At 61.3% G+C, this 16,334-nt stretch carries 13 protein-coding genes; 9 read left to right on the forward strand and 4 right to left on the reverse strand.

What is annotated here, in order from left to right:
* Window positions 1-2: 2 nt before the first annotated feature.
* From GPJ75_RS16445 to GPJ75_RS16460, 4 genes are all read right to left on the reverse strand, one after another.
* Entirely contained in the window at window positions 3-947 is a 945-nt protein-coding gene (locus GPJ75_RS16445; RefSeq protein ID WP_163269418.1) for an ABC transporter ATP-binding protein, read from the reverse strand.
* Window positions 947-1,963, reverse strand: coding sequence for an ABC transporter ATP-binding protein (locus tag GPJ75_RS16450; RefSeq protein WP_163269419.1), 1,017 nt, complete (start codon window positions 1,961-1,963; stop codon window positions 947-949). Before GPJ75_RS16450 ends, GPJ75_RS16445 begins: the two co-directional genes overlap by 1 nt.
* Window positions 1,964-2,053: 90 nt before the next feature.
* The gene (locus GPJ75_RS16455) at window positions 2,054-3,445 is read right to left on the reverse strand and encodes a CapA family protein (protein WP_163269420.1); all 1,392 of its coding nucleotides are present in this window, start codon (window positions 3,443-3,445) and stop codon (window positions 2,054-2,056) included.
* 237 nt (window positions 3,446-3,682) lie between these two features.
* On the reverse strand, window positions 3,683-4,585 hold the full coding sequence (locus tag GPJ75_RS16460; RefSeq protein ID WP_163269421.1) for a LysR family transcriptional regulator: 903 nt from the start codon (window positions 4,583-4,585) through the stop codon (window positions 3,683-3,685).
* Window positions 4,586-4,706: 121 nt separating this feature from the next.
* On the opposite strand from GPJ75_RS16460, the gene GPJ75_RS16465 reads away from it, so the two are divergent.
* The 9 genes from GPJ75_RS16465 (at window position 4,707) to GPJ75_RS16505 (ending at window position 16,310) form a co-directional block, all read left to right on the forward strand.
* Window positions 4,707-4,910 (forward strand): rubredoxin, encoded by a 204-nt coding sequence (locus tag GPJ75_RS16465; RefSeq protein WP_163269422.1) that lies wholly within the window; start codon window positions 4,707-4,709, stop codon window positions 4,908-4,910.
* Window positions 4,911-4,924: 14 nt separating this feature from the next.
* The gene (locus GPJ75_RS16470; protein WP_163269423.1) at window positions 4,925-6,136 is read left to right on the forward strand and encodes an NAD(P)/FAD-dependent oxidoreductase; all 1,212 of its coding nucleotides are present in this window, start codon (window positions 4,925-4,927) and stop codon (window positions 6,134-6,136) included.
* A 31-nt stretch (window positions 6,137-6,167) separates the two neighbouring features.
* Complete coding sequence (locus GPJ75_RS16475) at window positions 6,168-6,908, forward strand: hypothetical protein (RefSeq protein WP_163269424.1); 741 nt, start codon at window positions 6,168-6,170, stop codon at window positions 6,906-6,908.
* Window positions 6,909-6,933: 25 nt separating this feature from the next.
* Window positions 6,934-7,677, forward strand: coding sequence for a transporter substrate-binding domain-containing protein (locus tag GPJ75_RS16480; protein WP_163269425.1), 744 nt, complete (start codon window positions 6,934-6,936; stop codon window positions 7,675-7,677).
* A 94-nt stretch (window positions 7,678-7,771) separates the two neighbouring features.
* Window positions 7,772-9,424, forward strand: coding sequence for a carboxylesterase/lipase family protein (locus GPJ75_RS16485; protein WP_163269426.1), 1,653 nt, complete (start codon window positions 7,772-7,774; stop codon window positions 9,422-9,424).
* A gap of 137 nt (window positions 9,425-9,561) precedes the next feature.
* Window positions 9,562-11,235 (forward strand): carboxylesterase/lipase family protein, encoded by a 1,674-nt coding sequence (locus tag GPJ75_RS16490; protein WP_163269427.1) that lies wholly within the window; start codon window positions 9,562-9,564, stop codon window positions 11,233-11,235.
* Between the two features lie 413 nt (window positions 11,236-11,648).
* On the forward strand, window positions 11,649-13,637 hold the full coding sequence (locus tag GPJ75_RS16495) for an oxidoreductase (protein ID WP_163269428.1): 1,989 nt from the start codon (window positions 11,649-11,651) through the stop codon (window positions 13,635-13,637).
* Between the two features lie 68 nt (window positions 13,638-13,705).
* Window positions 13,706-15,241, forward strand: a complete 1,536-nt coding sequence (locus GPJ75_RS16500) for an ABC transporter substrate-binding protein (protein WP_163269429.1) — start codon at window positions 13,706-13,708, stop codon at window positions 15,239-15,241.
* Window positions 15,242-15,392: 151 nt separating this feature from the next.
* The gene (locus GPJ75_RS16505; protein ID WP_163269430.1) at window positions 15,393-16,310 is read left to right on the forward strand and encodes an ABC transporter permease; all 918 of its coding nucleotides are present in this window, start codon (window positions 15,393-15,395) and stop codon (window positions 16,308-16,310) included.
* The last annotated feature ends 24 nt before the right edge of the window (window positions 16,311-16,334 follow it).

Consider the following 16,334-nt stretch of genomic DNA (forward strand, 5'->3'; position numbering starts at 1 on the left):
CATCAGTCCTTGAAATGGCAGGCGGAGAGCTGTTCGGGGCGTCCCGGTGCCGGCAATAGCTCTGGGACATGGTGGCGGCAGTCTTCCTGCGCCCTGGGGCACCGGGTGTGGAAGACGCAGCCTGGCGGCGGTGACAACGGTGTCGGGATCTCGCCCTTGAGCGCCTGGCCCGGCTTGCGCCGTCCACGTCCGATGCGAGGGACCGACTCCAGAAGCGCCTGGGTGTAGGGGTGGCTTGGCGTCGCGAACAAATCCTGGCGCGACGCGATCTCCATGATGCGGCCGAGATAGAGCACTATCACCCGGTCGGCGAGATGATGGACTACGCCGAGATCGTGACTGATGAACAGATAGCTGATCGTGCGGTCGCGTTTGATCTTGTTGAGCAGGTTCAGGATCTGGCTCTGGATCGAGACGTCGAGCGCGGAAAGCGGCTCGTCGGCGACGATGAGCTTGGGCTTCGCAATCAGTGCGCGCGCTATGGCGATGCGCTGACGCTGCCCACCCGAGAACTCGTGCGGGTATCGCCGCGCGCTTTCGGCGGGTAGGCCCACCTGTTCCAGCACGTCATCGGCCTGTTGGAGCCGCTCGGCGCGGCTCACCCCCTGCAGGCGCAGTGGTTCGGCAACGATATCTCCTACCATCATCCGCGGGTCGAGCGCGGAAAAGGGATCCTGGAAGACCAACTGCACCGGACTTTCCTGTGAATGGCCACCCAAACCCGCGCCGAACTTGATCCGTCCGGAGGTCGGGGAGAGGAGCCCTGAGATTGCGTAGCCGAGTGTGGTCTTGCCGCTTCCGCTTTCGCCTACGATCGCCAGCGTCTCGTCCTCTTCGACCGAGAAGGAAACATCGGTCAGCGCCCTGAGCGTAAGCTTCTCCTTGAAGAATCCGCCGTCGATGGGGAAGTGCAGGTTCAGGTTGTCGACTTCAACGAGAGCGTTCATCAGTTCACCTTGAAGCAAGCGACGTGATGGCGCGGCATGACCTCACGCAAAGCTGGCTCGGCTTCGCGGCACCGCGCGTCGCCTAGCGGACACCGGTTGGAGAAGCGGCAGCCGGACGGTCGCTTTCCGCCGACGGACCCAGGGATCGTGTAGAGTTCAGCCATCGGTTGGGCGATGTCCGGCAGCGTCCTGATCAGCCCCTGCGTGTAGGGGTGAAGCGGATTGGAGAACAGGTCCTCGGCCGGCGCGTACTCGACGATACGTCCCGAGTACATGACCATGATGCGGTGCGCGACCTCGGAGACCACCGCAAGATTATGACTGATGAACTGTATTGCCGTTCCGTATGTCTCCTGCAACTCAAGCATCAGATCGAGGATCTGCGCCTGGACGGTCACGTCGAGCGCCGTGGTCGGTTCGTCCGCCACCAGCAGCTTCGGGCGGCACGCCAGCGCCATGGCTATCATGGCGCGCTGTCTCATCCCGCCGGAGAGCTGGTGGGGATAGTCCTGCGCCCGCCGCTCGGGCGAGGGGATATGGACGCTGGCGAGGAGCTCTACTGCGCGGCCGAAGGCCGCCCGTCTGCTGAGCCTCTCGTGCTTGACGAGAACTTCCGCGATTTGCTGCCCAACCTTCATGACCGGATTCATGGCCGTCATTGGCTCCTGGAACACCATGGCCACCTCTCGGCCACGGTGGCTCCGCCATTGCCTGGGGCTGAAGGCTGTCAGATCCTTGCCGTCGAACTCGATCGATCCGGAAACTTTGGCACCACTTGGCAGCAGTCCCATGATGGCGAGCGAAGTCATTGTCTTGCCGCAGCCGCTCTCGCCGACCACGCCGAGCGTCTCCCCCTGGGCGATCTCGTAGCTGAGCTCGCTCACGACCTCGCTTTCGCGCCCCTCCGCGCCTGGAAACGACACGCTGAGGGAAGATACCCGCAACAGCCGCGGATGGTTCGGTTGCGCCACGTGCCCCGCGCCGACCACCTCAAGTGCCGGAGTCGCCACGCTCATGGCTCGAATTCCTCCCTGTTTTCTTCTTATCGCCGCCGGCAGGTAGGCCGCCGGCGAAGTATCTTGCGGCCTCGTCGGCCGGATTTATGTTCAGGCCGACAGTGCGGCCGGTTCGGCACTGGACAAATCGATTGTGCCCACGCCGCCATAGATTTCGACGTTGGTGCCATACATCTTCGACAGACGCTGAAAGCGTTCGAGGATTCGCAGCGCATCGTCCCCCTTTGCCAGCATCGGCCTTCCTTCGGTGAAGGCATGCTCGCCGCTTCCAGTGCGTCGGGTCTGGGGGGCATCCGGTGTGCTCTCGCGGCCCATCTCCACCGGGTGGAGGTGAATGCGCTTGAGCTGTTGATCTTCCATCTCGACCTTGATGATCGCCGAGCTCCACCAGGTGTCCGACGGCGTGTCTAGGCCGGGATGGAGCGGGTGCGCCGCCGGCGTCAGCGTGGGCAGGCGGTCGACATCATGCCCCCATGCGTCATAGCTGTCGTAAGGAACGCGCTGGATGAATTCGGACTGGGCGAAGAAGTTGCCGATCCCGTAGATGATCGGCTTATCTTTGTAGATCTCGATGCCCAGTGTCTTGTGCCACCCATGCCCGACATAGATGTCGGCCCCGCCGTCAATCGCTGCATGGGCGAATTCCCGGACAAACTTCGGCGGGGTGTCGCCACGTGGGCCATCCGCCACGCTGAAATGATGCGCGACCAGCACCAGGTCAGCCATTGCCTTTGCTTCCTCGATCGAGCGCAGATTGCGCTCGAGGTCCCGCTGGTGGCAGCGACTGACGATGTCGAAGCGGTCGCCCTCAACGAAGGTATTGACGTCGCCCCATTGCTGCGTGCCGGGCATCAGGATGCCGAAGGCGCCCGGCTTCTCACTCTTGACCGGCTTGAGCACGTTGAGGTTGCGGCCGAACTCCTTGAGATTGGCGGCCGTGTTCTCGTCCACGACGAACTCATACGAGATGCGGAGTGGGTTTACGCCGGGGCGCCCCTGAAGCGCTCCCTTCGGAAGTCCCGCCCACATGAAATGCTGGTTGCCGGAGCTGGTCGAGACAAGCGCCACGCGCCCCTTCTTCGTCTCAAGATAGGCCGGCTCGCTGGCCTGCTCGAGGTCCGCGCCGGTTCCCGCTGATGCAATCCCGGCTGCCTTGCAATGCTTCTTGGTTGCCAGCAGCCCCTCGGCCCCGAAATCGAAGCTATGGTTGTGGGCAGTCGACACGATATCGATGCCGGCGGACTTCAGATCCATGGCGATTTCGGGATCGGCCATCATGAAGCTGCCGATACCCTGACCACGGGCCGGCCAGCGAAGTTCTTCATAATCGGCGAAGTTCATTTCGAGGTGAGCGTAGGTGATGTCCGAGTCTGTCAGAAGATTGATGACACCGGTGAATTCCGGCTCGTCGTGGAGCATGAACGGCCGGCAAACCATGCATTCGCCGGCCAGTGTAACATTCCATGTTCGCGGTGATGTCATCGTATCTCTTTAGCTCCTGTGCGGACAAATCGGACCGTCTCTCCGCATCCGCCATTGGCGGGCGACGGGCCTGCCGCCCCCGCCACCGCGAGCCCGTCATTCGGCAGGCAGACGGTGTTTATGCCATGAGCATCGCTTATCGGCTTTTCTATCGCAACGTTGATTGTTTCACTTTCAGATATGCTGCATTGGCATAGGTCGGAATTGTGGGAGCGACGGAAATTCGAGTGATCCGGCCTAATCTTCGCTCTTGAGGACTTGCAGGCTCAGTTCCTTTAGAATCCGGAACGCTGCTTCCTGAAGGCGATTGTTATGCCTTCGTGTGGGCAGCACGATCTGAACGGGGAGAACCAGCTCGGGACCGACGATTTTCCGCATGGCCAGTCCCTCGCCGCGCCCTTTCGCTTTCAACGTCCGTCGCGAAGCCACGGTGAAGCCATAGCCGTCCTGGACGAGATCCAGCATCGCGTCCAGCGGCTCCAGCTCGAAAACGATGTTCAGTTTCTGGCCGAGCCTCGCCAACTCGGAATCCACCAGAACGCGCACGCTGTTCGGGCGAACAGCGATGATCATCGGAAGGGAAGAAAGCTCCTCCAGCGGGATGGGGCCTAGATCGTCAAATGCGGACTCCGGGCCGACCAGATACAGTTGTTCTCGAATGAGTTCGTCGATTTCGAGCATGGGGGAGGAGGGCGCGTCGAACATGATCGCCCCATCAAGACTGCCGGACAGCACCCATTCCTGCAGCTGGCGCGATCGCCCGTGAACCAATGTGACGCGGGCATCCGACAGTTCCTCGCGCAACCGTCGGATCAGTGCGGTGGCAATGGCCATCGAAATCGTGGCGGGCATGCCTATCGCCACTTTCCCGGATTTGCCGGTTCGCGCGTTCTCGACATCCTCGTAGGTCCGCTCCATGAGCCGCATGATGCCGCGTGCATTGGTCAGGAGTCGTTCTCCGGCTTCTGTCGGCTCCACGCCTCTTCCGTTGCGGATAAGAAGCGTTTCCTTCAGTTCCAGCTCCAGGTTGCGGATCTGACGGCTGAGTGCCGGCTGGGCAACGTGCAGGAAAGCCGAGGCGCGGCTGAAGCTTCCGAGCTCCGCAACCCTCACGAAATAGTTCAGCTGGCGGATATCCATCCCACCCCCTTCTGGCATATGCCATTTTGGCATGACTGATAGTCTAAACCAGCGGCTGGCGATATGGGAGCCACTGAATTAGCCTCGAGCCGAATTACGGCAATCAGGACAAGGACTGGTGATGAGTGCGTCAGCAGATGTCGTGCAGGACGGCGCCTCCAGGATCTGGGAATGCGTACTCTGCGGCTTTCGATATGATGAAGCGATAGGCGATCCCGATGGCGGCATAGCGCCCGGTACGCGGTGGGAGGATGTGCCTGACGACTGGTTCTGTCCGGAATGCGGCGCGCGCAAGAGCGAGTTCGACATGGTGGTGGTCGGCTGAGCCAGGGGAAATCCATGTCGAGTATCTTGATTGTCGGAGGCTCCCATGCCGGTGTTGCGGCAGCTTCAGCCCTCCGCGCAGAGGGTTGTTCGGGTGCGATCAAGATCATCGCACAGGAGCCGGCGCTCCCCTATCACCGGCCGCAGCTTTCCAAGGAGGCCCTCCGGGAGGATGTGTTCACTCCCCAACCACTGCGGCCCGAAAACTTCTATGAGAAAAATGGGCTTATGCTCCTTCGCGGCGCGACGGCCTCGCAACTTCACCTGAAGGATCGCTGCGTCGTGGACGCCAATGGGCAGTGCCATGATTACGAGACGCTGATCCTCGCTTGCGGTGCCTCGCCGCGGAGGCTTCCGGAAGCGGTCGACCCCGGGCGGCGCGCGCTCTATCTCCGCAACTTCGATGATCTGCGGGCGCTCAAGGCGCGGCTTTGCTCCGCCCGCTCGATGGCGGTCGTCGGCGGCGGACTGATCGGCCTGGAAGTTGCAGCCGTTGCGCTCGCCAAGGGTGTCAGCACTACCCTGCTGGAGGCGGGTGAACGCATCATGCAGCGTTCCGTCAGCCGGTCAATTTCGAACTACTTGGCGGACCGGCATTGCGCCAACGGGCTCGACCTGAGGCTTGGCACGACCTTGGCTTCGATGGAACGTCAAGCAGGCGGGGAGGGCGATGTTGTCGTCCTGGAGGGCGGGGAGACCCTCGCCGTGGATCTCACCGTGGTCGCGATCGGGATCGCACCTAATGACGGGCTCGCGCGGCAAGCAGGCTTGCCGGTCGCCGATGGCATTCTTGCATCGGAACAGGGCTGCACGACCGACCCCGCGGTCTTTGCGATCGGTGACTGCGCTGCCTGGCTAGACCCGGTATCGCGGCGTCATGTCCGATACGAGGCCGTGAACCCCGGGCAGGACCAGGCGAAAATGGTTGCCGCGGCGATCGCGGGCCGGCCGGTGCCCGCACTGGGGGTTCCCCGCTACTGGACCCACCAGGGCGCCATGAACCTGCAGATGGCCGGAGATGTCCACGGCGCGACGAAGGAGTTTGTCCTCAAGGCGCCCGAGAGCGGTGCATTCTCCGTGCTTGGCTTTCAGGATGACCGGCTCATTGCCGTTCAGACGGTCAACGCGCCGCGGCAGTTCATGCAGCTCTACCAGTTGATCGGCACGGACCGAGATCGTCTTAGTGCCGAGCTTGATTGGGAATTTCCGCTGCCCCATCACCACTGAAGGGGCAGGCAATAAGACAAGGAGGAATTCGATGCAGGCCGCTTCTTACGTGGAGAAGGAACCCGACCGGTTCCGCCGCGGGCAATCGTGGAAGATCAATCTCTTCGGCAAGAACTCGGATATCGCGACTCCGGACCTGCAGGCGTTCCGGCTGGACCTCAATGCTCACCAGAAGCTCGATTCCCATTTCCATATCGTGGATCAGTTCCAGGTCTTCATCGCCGGCAGCGGAACCATCGGCCGCAACCAGGTCCAGCTCGTCACGGTGCATTACGCCGACCACCATACGGGCTACGGCCCGCTGATCGCCAGCGCTCAGGGGCTTTCGTACCTGACGCTTCGCAGCAAGACGGATGCCGGTCTGGTCTATCTCAGCACGCCGAACGTTCGGGAAAAGCTGAAGCCGACGAAGCGGCGGCATCGTGTTTCGCCACAGGTTACCCTGTCGACCGATCCCGTGCTGCGCAATCGAGACAGCATCTCGATCGAGTCCGTCATCGACGAGGAACCGGGCGACGACGGCATGAACGTGAAGGTCATCCGCCTTGGCCCAAACATGACCGCCCAATCGCCTGATCCGAGCGAATCCAGCGGACAGTATCTCATCGTGCTCAACGGCAGTCTGCTGCTAGATGGCAAGAGCTACGAGCCTTACTCGCTCGTCTTCGTGCGCGCCGTCGATGAGGCGCCGATCCTGACAGCCGGTGAAGCGGGGCTGGAAGTCATGGTCACGCAGTTTCCTCGTGAGGACGAGTGGATGAAATCGATCTGAACCTGACCTTCGAGAGGGCCTGTGAATGACGTCTGACCAGGAGTTTGATCTGGAGCAAGTACGCAAAGATTTGGCACCGTCCGGCACTTTGCGTTGCGCCCTCAATCACGGCAATATCGTCCTGGTGCGGCGGGGCGAGGCGGACGGGAATCCGAGCGGAATAACTGTCGAACTGGCGCACGAGCTGGGCCGCAGGCTTGGGCTGCCGGTGCATTTCAGGCATTACGACAAGGCGGAAGCGGTCTCCGACGGGGCAGGCCTCGACGAGTGGGACATCTGCTTCCTGGCCGTCGATCCGAAGCGAGCCGAAAAAATTGCGTTCAGCGATCCCTATGTCCTCATCGAAGGGGCCTTTCTCGTCCGCAAGGATTCGCCGGCGAAAACGCCCGATGACGTCGACCGCCAGCAGGTGAAGATTGGCGCCGTCAGAGGCAGCGCCTACGAGCTGCACCTGTCGCGGACAGGCAAGGGCGGCCGGCTCACACGGTTCCTGAGCCTGGGCGAAGCGATCGCCGCACTTGGGCGCGGGGACATCGACGGGCTCGCGGGCGTCCGGCAGGCCATGCAGAGGGTGGCCAATTCCCATTCCGATTTTCAGCTGATGCCGGAGGCGTTCATGACCATTCAACAAGCGGTGGGCGTAAGCGCGAGGAAGCAGACTGCCGCTCGCTACGTGAGGGCGTTCGTGAAGGAAATGAAGGCATCGGGTTTCGTGAAAGAAGCGCTGGCCCGCAATGGCCACGCCGGCGTGGTCGTACCGCCGGCCTGACGCCGGCAAAAGGATTTTGCACCGGCGGAGTGGGGCCGGAGCTTTCGGGAGGCGGGCAGGAACTGCCCGCGGTTAATGGAGGAGGGTTTCGAAGATGATCACAGCTCTGCGAGGTGCCCTGCTGGTCCTCGGCTTGTACGGCTTGGCCGGCATGCCGCATCCATCTGCGGCGCAATCCGCTGCCGGTGCGGAGAATAGTCCGGTGGAAGTAGTCAAGGTGGAAGGCGGGCTCGTCAAGGGCGTGCCGAGCGACACACCGGGTGTGCAGGTCTTCAAGGGGATTCCCTTTGCCGGAAATGTGGGCGGCGAGAACCGCTGGAAGCCGGCACCCCCTGTCGAGCCATGGGAGGACGTCCTGACCGCGGACGAGTGGGGTGACCCGATGTTGCAGGACGAGGAAAACTCCAGCGATGAGGGGCTGAACCTGGCGGTCTGGACACCGGCGAATAGCGCAAACGACCGGCTGCCGGTCTATATGATGATCCATGGCGGCGCAAACCGTCTCGGTTCGGCAAGCGCCTGGGATTTCCTCAACGCGTCAGAACTGGCTGCACAGGGCGTGGTCGTGGTTTCCGTCCAGTATCGGCTGGGTGCCCAGGGATTCCTGTCCCTGCCCGAGATGAAGGACGAGAATCCCGACGGCCTCGCCGGCAATTTCGCCATTCTCGATCTCGTCACAGCGCTGCACTGGGTGAAGGACAACATTGCAGGCTTTGGCGGCGATCCGGAACTGGTGACCATTGGCGGCCAGTCGGCGGGTGGTGAAAACACGGTCGCGCTGCTGCGCACGCCGCTGGCCAAGGGCCTTTTCAAGCGCGCCTTCATCCAGTCGAGCTTCACCGGCTTCCTGCCTGGAAAAGTGGTCCCGTTCGAGGAGAAGGCCGTCCAGAACCAGGAGGCGGTGAATGAGATCTTCGGCAAGGAGACCTCGCTCGAGGACCTGCGCCAGATCGACGCCGAGACCTGGAAGGCCAAGTGGAAGGATACCGATTCCTCGCTCTATAACACTTTGGCGCGAGCGGCGGCGACCAACCAGTTCTATACCGTCGATGGCTATTCGATGACTGAGGACTCGGTGAACCTTCTGCAGCCGGGTGATTTCGACGGGCTCGACATCATCATCGGCCAGACCGCGGATGAATATACGGGCCTGCGCCCGGCCAACCGGGAGATGACCGAAGAAGAGCAGCACGAAGCCATGCTGTCTGCCATCCGCCCCTATCAGGCGGGCAGTGTCGATGAGAGCGTCTTCCCGCTCTATGCCAGCGACGACCCGGTAGAGCGGTACCGACTGTCCCTGCGCATGCTCAACGACTTCATGTTCCAGTATGTGAAGATCGGGGCAGAGCACGCCAAGGTCCACAGCGACGCCAACGTATACCTCTTCTACTGGGATCACTGGCCTCCGGGCAAGGATCAGGGCTTCCGCCGCGCTTGGCACGCTGCCGACCTTTGGTATTTCAACGCGGCGATCCGCAAGGACAACCCGGACCAGCGGCGCTGGACCTGGCCGGACCTGGAAATGAAGCGCATCGCCAGCACCTACCTGGCCAACTTCATCAAGACCGGCGATCCCAACGGCCATTCCGTGCCACGCTGGGGGCAGGTCTCGAACGGTCAATTCCTGCGCTTTCATGAGGGCGAGGTCGAGATGCGTACCAACACCGTCCATCCCGACCGCGATGAATATCTTCGGCAGCGAATTCTCAAAGGCATGCAGATGACCGAGGCCGATCTCGACGGCTGATCGTAAGGTCTGTCCCGCGCGCCCCGGCCGCCGCGCGGGACATTCCGAGCCGGTTCGATGCCACGCCGGGCGCTGCCTCGAAAGAGCATCTTGTTTCCGACTTGACCACTTGGACTTTCAGTTAAAGGGAGGAAGGAATGTCTTCACGCTCAAAATTGGTGGGTGCGCTACTTGCAGCCGCCTGCGCAGTCCCAATGCTCGTAACAGGCACAAGCGCTGCGCCCGTGGACATCGTGCAGGTCGAGGGCGGCAAGGTGAAGGGCGTTCCCACCGACGTTCCCGGTGTCCAGGTTTTCAAGGGAATCCCGTATGCTGCCACGACCGCCGGAGAGAACCGCTTCCGGGCGCCGCAGCCGGTCGAACCGTGGGAAGGTGTTAAGACTGCCGACACCTGGCCGAACCAGTCGATGCAAAAGCCTGATCTCTTCGAGAAGGGCAGCTTCTGGTATGACGAGTTCTACTACGATCCGGAATTCAATCCGGATGTCAGCGAGGACGGGCTATACCTCAATCTCTTCACGCCGGCGCGCGACACTGACGGAAACCTTCCGGTCTATGTCTGGATTCATGGTGGTGGAAACGATCACGGCTACGGCTCGGAGATGGAGTTCTGGGCGACGAAACTGGCCGAGAAAGGGATCATCGTCGTCTCGGTGCAGTACCGTCTCGGCATCTTCGGCTTTCTGGCAATGGATGAGCTTGGCCAGGAAGATCCCATGGGAGCGAATGGCAACTGGGCCATGCTCGACCTCATCAAAGCGCTCGAATGGGTGCAGGACAACATCGCCGGTTTTGGAGGAGATCCAACCCGCGTGACGGTTGGCGGGCAGTCCGCCGGGGCGGGCAATACTGTCGGACTTCTGAAGTCACCGCTCGCCGCAGACCTGTTCGACCGTGCAATTGTCCAGAGCAACAGCAGTGGCCTTTTTCACGCACCGTACTGGCCGCTCGAAAAAAGGTTGGAGACGGTTTCGGCCAGCCTTGAGAAGGTATTTGGCCGGCCGATGACCCTGGCCGATCTGCGGGCGATCCCCGCCGAGGATTTCGCGACCGGCACCGCACCCGGCAGCGATGAGAACCTCTATACCGCGTTGATCGGTGGCGGCATCGCGCGACCTTCAAAGACGATCGACGGAGTGGTCTTTACCGATGAATCGGTAAACTTGTTCAGAAGGAACTCGCTGAACGGGAAGGATATTTTGATAGGCTCGGTCTCGGACGAGCGCACGTCGACGGCCGGAGATCCTGATGGAACCATGATCGGCGAGGAGTTCGCCAAGGAGATGCAGGCCAAGGGCTACAGTGAGGACTGGAAGACCGTCTACAAATACTCGGATCCTACCGACGCTTATCGCATCGCGCTCCGCGCCGAGGCCGACTTGCGGTTCCAGAACCAGCTTGTCTCTGCAGAGGTCGCCAAGAAATACAACCCGGACAGCAACATCTACGTCTACTATTTCAATCACTTCCCGCCGGGACGGAACTCGGAATTCTATCGCGCATATCACTCCTCGGACCTTTGGTATTTTCTCAACTCGATCCGCGAAGGACGTGGCAACCGGCCCTGGACCGAAGCTGACTATCGTATGGCCGACACCATCAGCACCTATGTCGCGAACTTCGTGAAGACGGGCGACCCGAATGGCAGTGATCTCCCTCACTGGTCGCAGGTTGACGGAGGGGACTTCATGCGCTTCCACCAGGGTTATGCCTATCCCTCCAAGGAAACGCCCTATCCGGCGCGCGATACGCTCAACCGTGCGGCTGTAATGGCAGCCGAAGGGCTGACCGAGGCCGATCTCGGCCGCTAAAGACAAGCAATTCCAGGAAAACATGGAAGTCGATTTTTCGTCCGGAATTGGTTGGATCAGTTCATTGCTTCTGTGAACAGTGAACTGGTCCTGACCTTGGCTGCATCGCTCACCTAGCTGCTGTTCATGGAGAGTGGAGGGCCGGGGTCAATCCTGCGGTAGCCTGTCTTCGAAGCGCACGGAGCGGCGCCAATAAAGCCACTCTTATCTATTGCAAAAATGCCGGCGTCCCTAGGCAGCGGCGGAGACGCGGGGAGACATCGTCGATGAGCGATAGAGCAGGGAAATATCGTTTAAAATCATCATATTATGCCACATTCCTGAGACTTATGAACCCATAAGGAAACAGTATTTCCGCGGTAGAGTCGCAGTACCTAATGTGTGCGCGTGAACCTGAGACGGACCCCGCCTAAATGCAACGACCTTACCCCCATCTCTTCCAGCCGCTCCAGATCGCCAAACTGCGCCTGAAGAACCGCATCGCCATGGCGCCGATGGGCTTCGGTGCACTCAGCGACGATCGGGGCATCCCCACGCAACGCTACATTGACTATTTCGCCGAGCGCGCAAAGGGCGGGGCCGGCCTGCTCATGACAGGTATGCTCAAGGTCGAGGACAAGATCGAAACCCTGCGTGCGCGGCGCGGGCCTGTCAGCAAGGAGTTCATCAAGCCGTTCGCGGATCTCACGGAACAGATCCATGCGTTAGGCACAAAGATTTTCGTCCAGCTTTCGCCCGGTCTTGGCTACCAGGGGCGTCCACACAACGTGGTGGGCACGCCTGTCGCGCCGTCTCCAATTCCGAGCTTCGCCGCTCCAGACGTCATATGCCGCGAGCTCACGGCAGAAGAAATCCAGCAGATGGTCCGCGCCTATGGCGACGCGGCGGAAATCCTTTTCACGGCCGGGGTGGATGGCATCGAACTCCACGGTCACGCGGGCTTCTTGCTCGACCAGTTCTCGCACAGCCTGTGGAACAGGCGAAGCGACCGCTACGGCGGCGACCTGCGCGGGCGCATGACGTTCGCGTTCGAGATCTTCGATGAAATCAAGCGCCGGCTGGGTCCGGATTTCCCTGTGCAATACCGCTATGGCCTGAAACACTACATGAAATCGTTCCACGCTTCGGCTCTGCCGGGGGAAGACTTCGTGGAGGTGGGCCGCGACATCGAAGAAGGTCTGGAACTCGCAGCGATGTTACAGGACCACGGGTTCGATTCACTTGCGGTCGACGCGGGCACCGCAACTGGCCACTATTGGGCGCATCCGCCGATCTATCAGCCCCATGGCTGCATGCTGGACCTTTCGGCGATGGTCAAGGAACTCGTCACGATCCCGGTTATTGCCGTGGGTCGCCTCGATATTCCCGAACTTGCCGATAGCGCGATTGCGGAAGGCAAGGCAGATGTCATCTCGCTGGCCAAGGCGCTACTGGCCGATCCCTATTGGCCGCAAAAGGTCTCCGAGGGCCGGATAGAAGACATCCGCCCCTGTATCGGCTGTCACCAGGCCTGCTCGGAACAGTTCAACGGGCGTTATCTCAACTCCTGCACGGTGAACCCCGCCTGTGGACGCGAACGCTCTCATCAATTGACACCCGCAAGGGAAAGCCGGCGCGTGCTCGTTGTCGGCGGCGGCGTTGCCGGTATGGAAACCGCGCGCGTGAGCGCAAGCCGTGGCCATAAGGTGACGCTCTGTGAGCGGTCGGTCGAACTCGGGGGGCACCTGATCGAGGCAGGTGTTCCCGAAGACAAGAAAGACGTGGAGCGGCTGAACGCCTGGTACAAGCGCCAGATGGATCTGCTCGGCATCGACGTGCGCGTGAACACCGATGTCACGGTGGACTTGGTTGCCGATGAAAAGGCCGATGTCGTGGTGCTGGCGACCGGCTCAAGCGACGTCGTGCCTCCCATCCCTGGTGCCGACAAGCCGCATGTCATCCCCACTACCGAGCTGTTGCTGGGCCATAGATCACCCGGGCGAGAAGTGGTCGTAGTCGGCGCCGGCGAAAACGGCTGCGAGGCGGCATTGTGGCTCCATCGAAAGGGCTGCAAGGTCACGATCGTCGAGATGCAGTCAAAGCCGATCGCCATCCCGGTCGCCAACGCCAACCGCAATATGCTTCTCGACATGCTCGCTCAGGCGAAGGTGCCGATGCTGCTCGAGACGGCAGTCCGTGAAATCCATGACAGTGCCGTAACCGTGGAAACGCGCCAGGGCGAGGAGCGGAGAATTGCCTGCGACACGGTCGTTCTCTCTGTCGGGATGAAACCGGAGAACCGGCTCTACCAATCGCTGAATGCGTTCTTCGCAGGGCCGATGTACGAGATCGGCGACTGTCAGGAACCCAAGAACATCATGAAAGCAGTTTGGGACGGGTTTGAGGTCGGGAGGACCATCTGAAGCCACGTTCCCGCGCAAAGGCGGCGCACGGCTGAATGACCGCCGCCGGAAGAGGGAGGAGACAGACCATGCAGACCAGAAGGGAATTCCTTGTCAGCTCGGCCTTGGCCACGGCGGCCGTCGGACTGCCGAGTGTGGCCTTTGCACAGTCGCAGGACAGCATCACGATCGCCATCGGCGACGAACCGACCACCTCTGACCAGACTGTTGCCTGGACGGGTGTCGACTACAACACCATCGAGAACTATGCGGAATACCTTTTCCCGCGGGATACAGGCGGCGAGATTGTGCCCGGCCTGGCGGCCGAGTGGAAATATTCCGAGGACGGCAAGACGCTCGATGTGGCGCTGCGCGACGACGTCGCTTTCCACAGCGGAGACAAGTTCACCGCGGCTGACGTGGTGTTCAGCTATGAGCGCGGCATGGAAGAGAGCCGGACGGTGGCAAACCGTCTGCGGTCTCTCGACCGCATCGAGGTCAAGGACGACTATCACCTGACATTCCATTTCAAGAATCCGGACGTGACGTTCCTGCCGAACCGGGGAGCGGCGATGATGGCCTCCAAGGCTTATTTCGATCGCGTCGGGGAGGAAGAATTCTCGCGCAATCCCGTGGGAACCGGTCCCTACAAGTTTTCCAGCTATGCGGTCGGGGAATATGTCGAGGTGGAACGCTTCGACGACTACTGGGGCGCGGTGCCGCCGATCGCCCGTGCAAAGTTCATCTTCGTGCCGGAGGAAACGACGCGCGTCGCCTCGCTCCAGGCAGGTGAAACCGATCTCATCATGGCCTGCCCCTATTACGCGGTGAAGGGATTTGATGCCGTGGGCGACTTCAAGACCGTGAAGCTGCCGGTGAATCACCCGACCATGTCGATCGTGTTCAGCACGCAGAATCCGGAAGACCCCTGGCACGACAGGCGGGTGCGGCTGGCTTTGGCACACGCAGTGGATACCGATGCGATCATCAACGGTGTCCTGTTCGGCGTTCCGCAGCGTCTGGCGTTCCTTGCGCCTTACGAGGTCGGCTACGATCCCGATCTGAAGCCCTACCCCTACGATCTCGCGAAGGCGAAGGCGCTTCTGGCTGAGGCCGGTTATCCCGACGGCTTCGAGATGGAGCTGAATTACGCCATCACCGGCCGCGTTCAGATGAACCCGCAAGTGGCGGAAGCGGTTGCGGCCTATTTCGAGGCGGTGGGTGTGCGCACGAAGCTGGTCGGCGAGGAATGGGAGGCCTACCGTTCCAAGTACAATGCAGCCAAGGAACCGGGCTCGTCCTATGTTGCCCTGTTCACCCATGGCCGCGCGGGCAGCCCCGATCCGACTTACAATCTGGGCTTGTTCTTCCGTACGGGCGGCCCGATCAGCATCTACAACAATCCGGAACTGGATGCGATCAACGCCGAAGCGACCGCTACCATGGATGAGGAAAAGCGAGGCGAGCTGATCAAGAAGGCGGTTCGCCTCATTCACGAAGAAGTTCCGAGCTTCCCGATCTACAACAATTTTGCTGTCTACGCGATGAAGAGCAACGTGAACTTCGTGCCGACCCAGGGCTTCAATTTCGACCTGGTGCTGGTCAAGGACATGTCGTTCACCTGACCGGCTGGTCAGGGACTTCATTCAAGTCGAAGCGGGCGGCTGTGTGCTCCGCTCTTTCGCCATCAAGCGCCGAGGGAACGGGAGTTCCCCGGCGAGGGTGCCGCTATTGCCCTGCGCTGGCAGGGTCGGCCACTGAACGGAGAGCTCGGGCATGTTGCGATATGCGCTCAAGCGGCTGGGGGTAGGGCTCCTTTGCCTCGTCGGCGTGAGCATCATCATCTTCGTGGCGATGCGGCTCGCGGGTGATCCGACGCTTCTTCTGCTGCCGGACGATGCCACCGACCAGGACCGGATCGAACTGCGCCAGGAACTTGGGCTCGATAAGCCGCTGCCGGTGCAGTATGCGATCTTCGTGACGGACGCCGTTCAGGGCGATTTCGGCATGTCAACGCGCTGGAAGATGCCGGCGATGGAGCTTGTGCTCGCGCGTCTGCCGGCGACGCTGCAACTTGCCGGCCTTGCCTTCTCCATCGCTGTGGCGATCGGGCTTTTGAGCGGCGTGACTTCGGCGACGACGCGCGGCTCCGTTTTCGATCAGGGCGTGCGCCTCTGTGTAACGCTCGGCCTTGCGGTGCCGGTGTTCTGGGTCGGCCTGATCTTCATCATGGTCTTTGCGGTGGACCTCGGGTGGTTCCCGACCAGCGGGCGCGGAAGTTTCGCGCATTTGATATTGCCGGCCGTGACGATGGCGCTCAATCCGGCTGCGGCTATGAGCCGGCTCTCCCGCTCGGCGATGCTGGGCGTCCTTGGCGCCGACTACATAAAGATGGCGCGGGTGAAGGGAAACTCGGAGGCGCGCGTCGTCTGGAAGCATGGGCTTCGCAATGCGGCGATCCCCGTGGCGACCCTCGCGGGCATCCAGCTTGCAAACATGATCGGCAATACGGTGGTTGTCGAAACCATCTTCGCCTGGCCCGGCATCGGCAAGCTCATCATAGACGCGATTTTTGCCCGGGATTTCGCCGTGGTGCAGGCTGCGATCTGCGTCGTGGCCGCCGCCTACATCATCCTCAACCTGGCCGTGGACCTTACCTACGGCCTGCTCGATCCACAGATCCGATATGACTGAACACCACGTCGATATGCCAGCGGA

The sequence above is a fragment of the Chelativorans alearensis genome, assembly GCF_010993735.1.
Taxonomy (GTDB): Bacteria; Pseudomonadota; Alphaproteobacteria; order Rhizobiales; family Rhizobiaceae; genus Chelativorans; species Chelativorans alearense.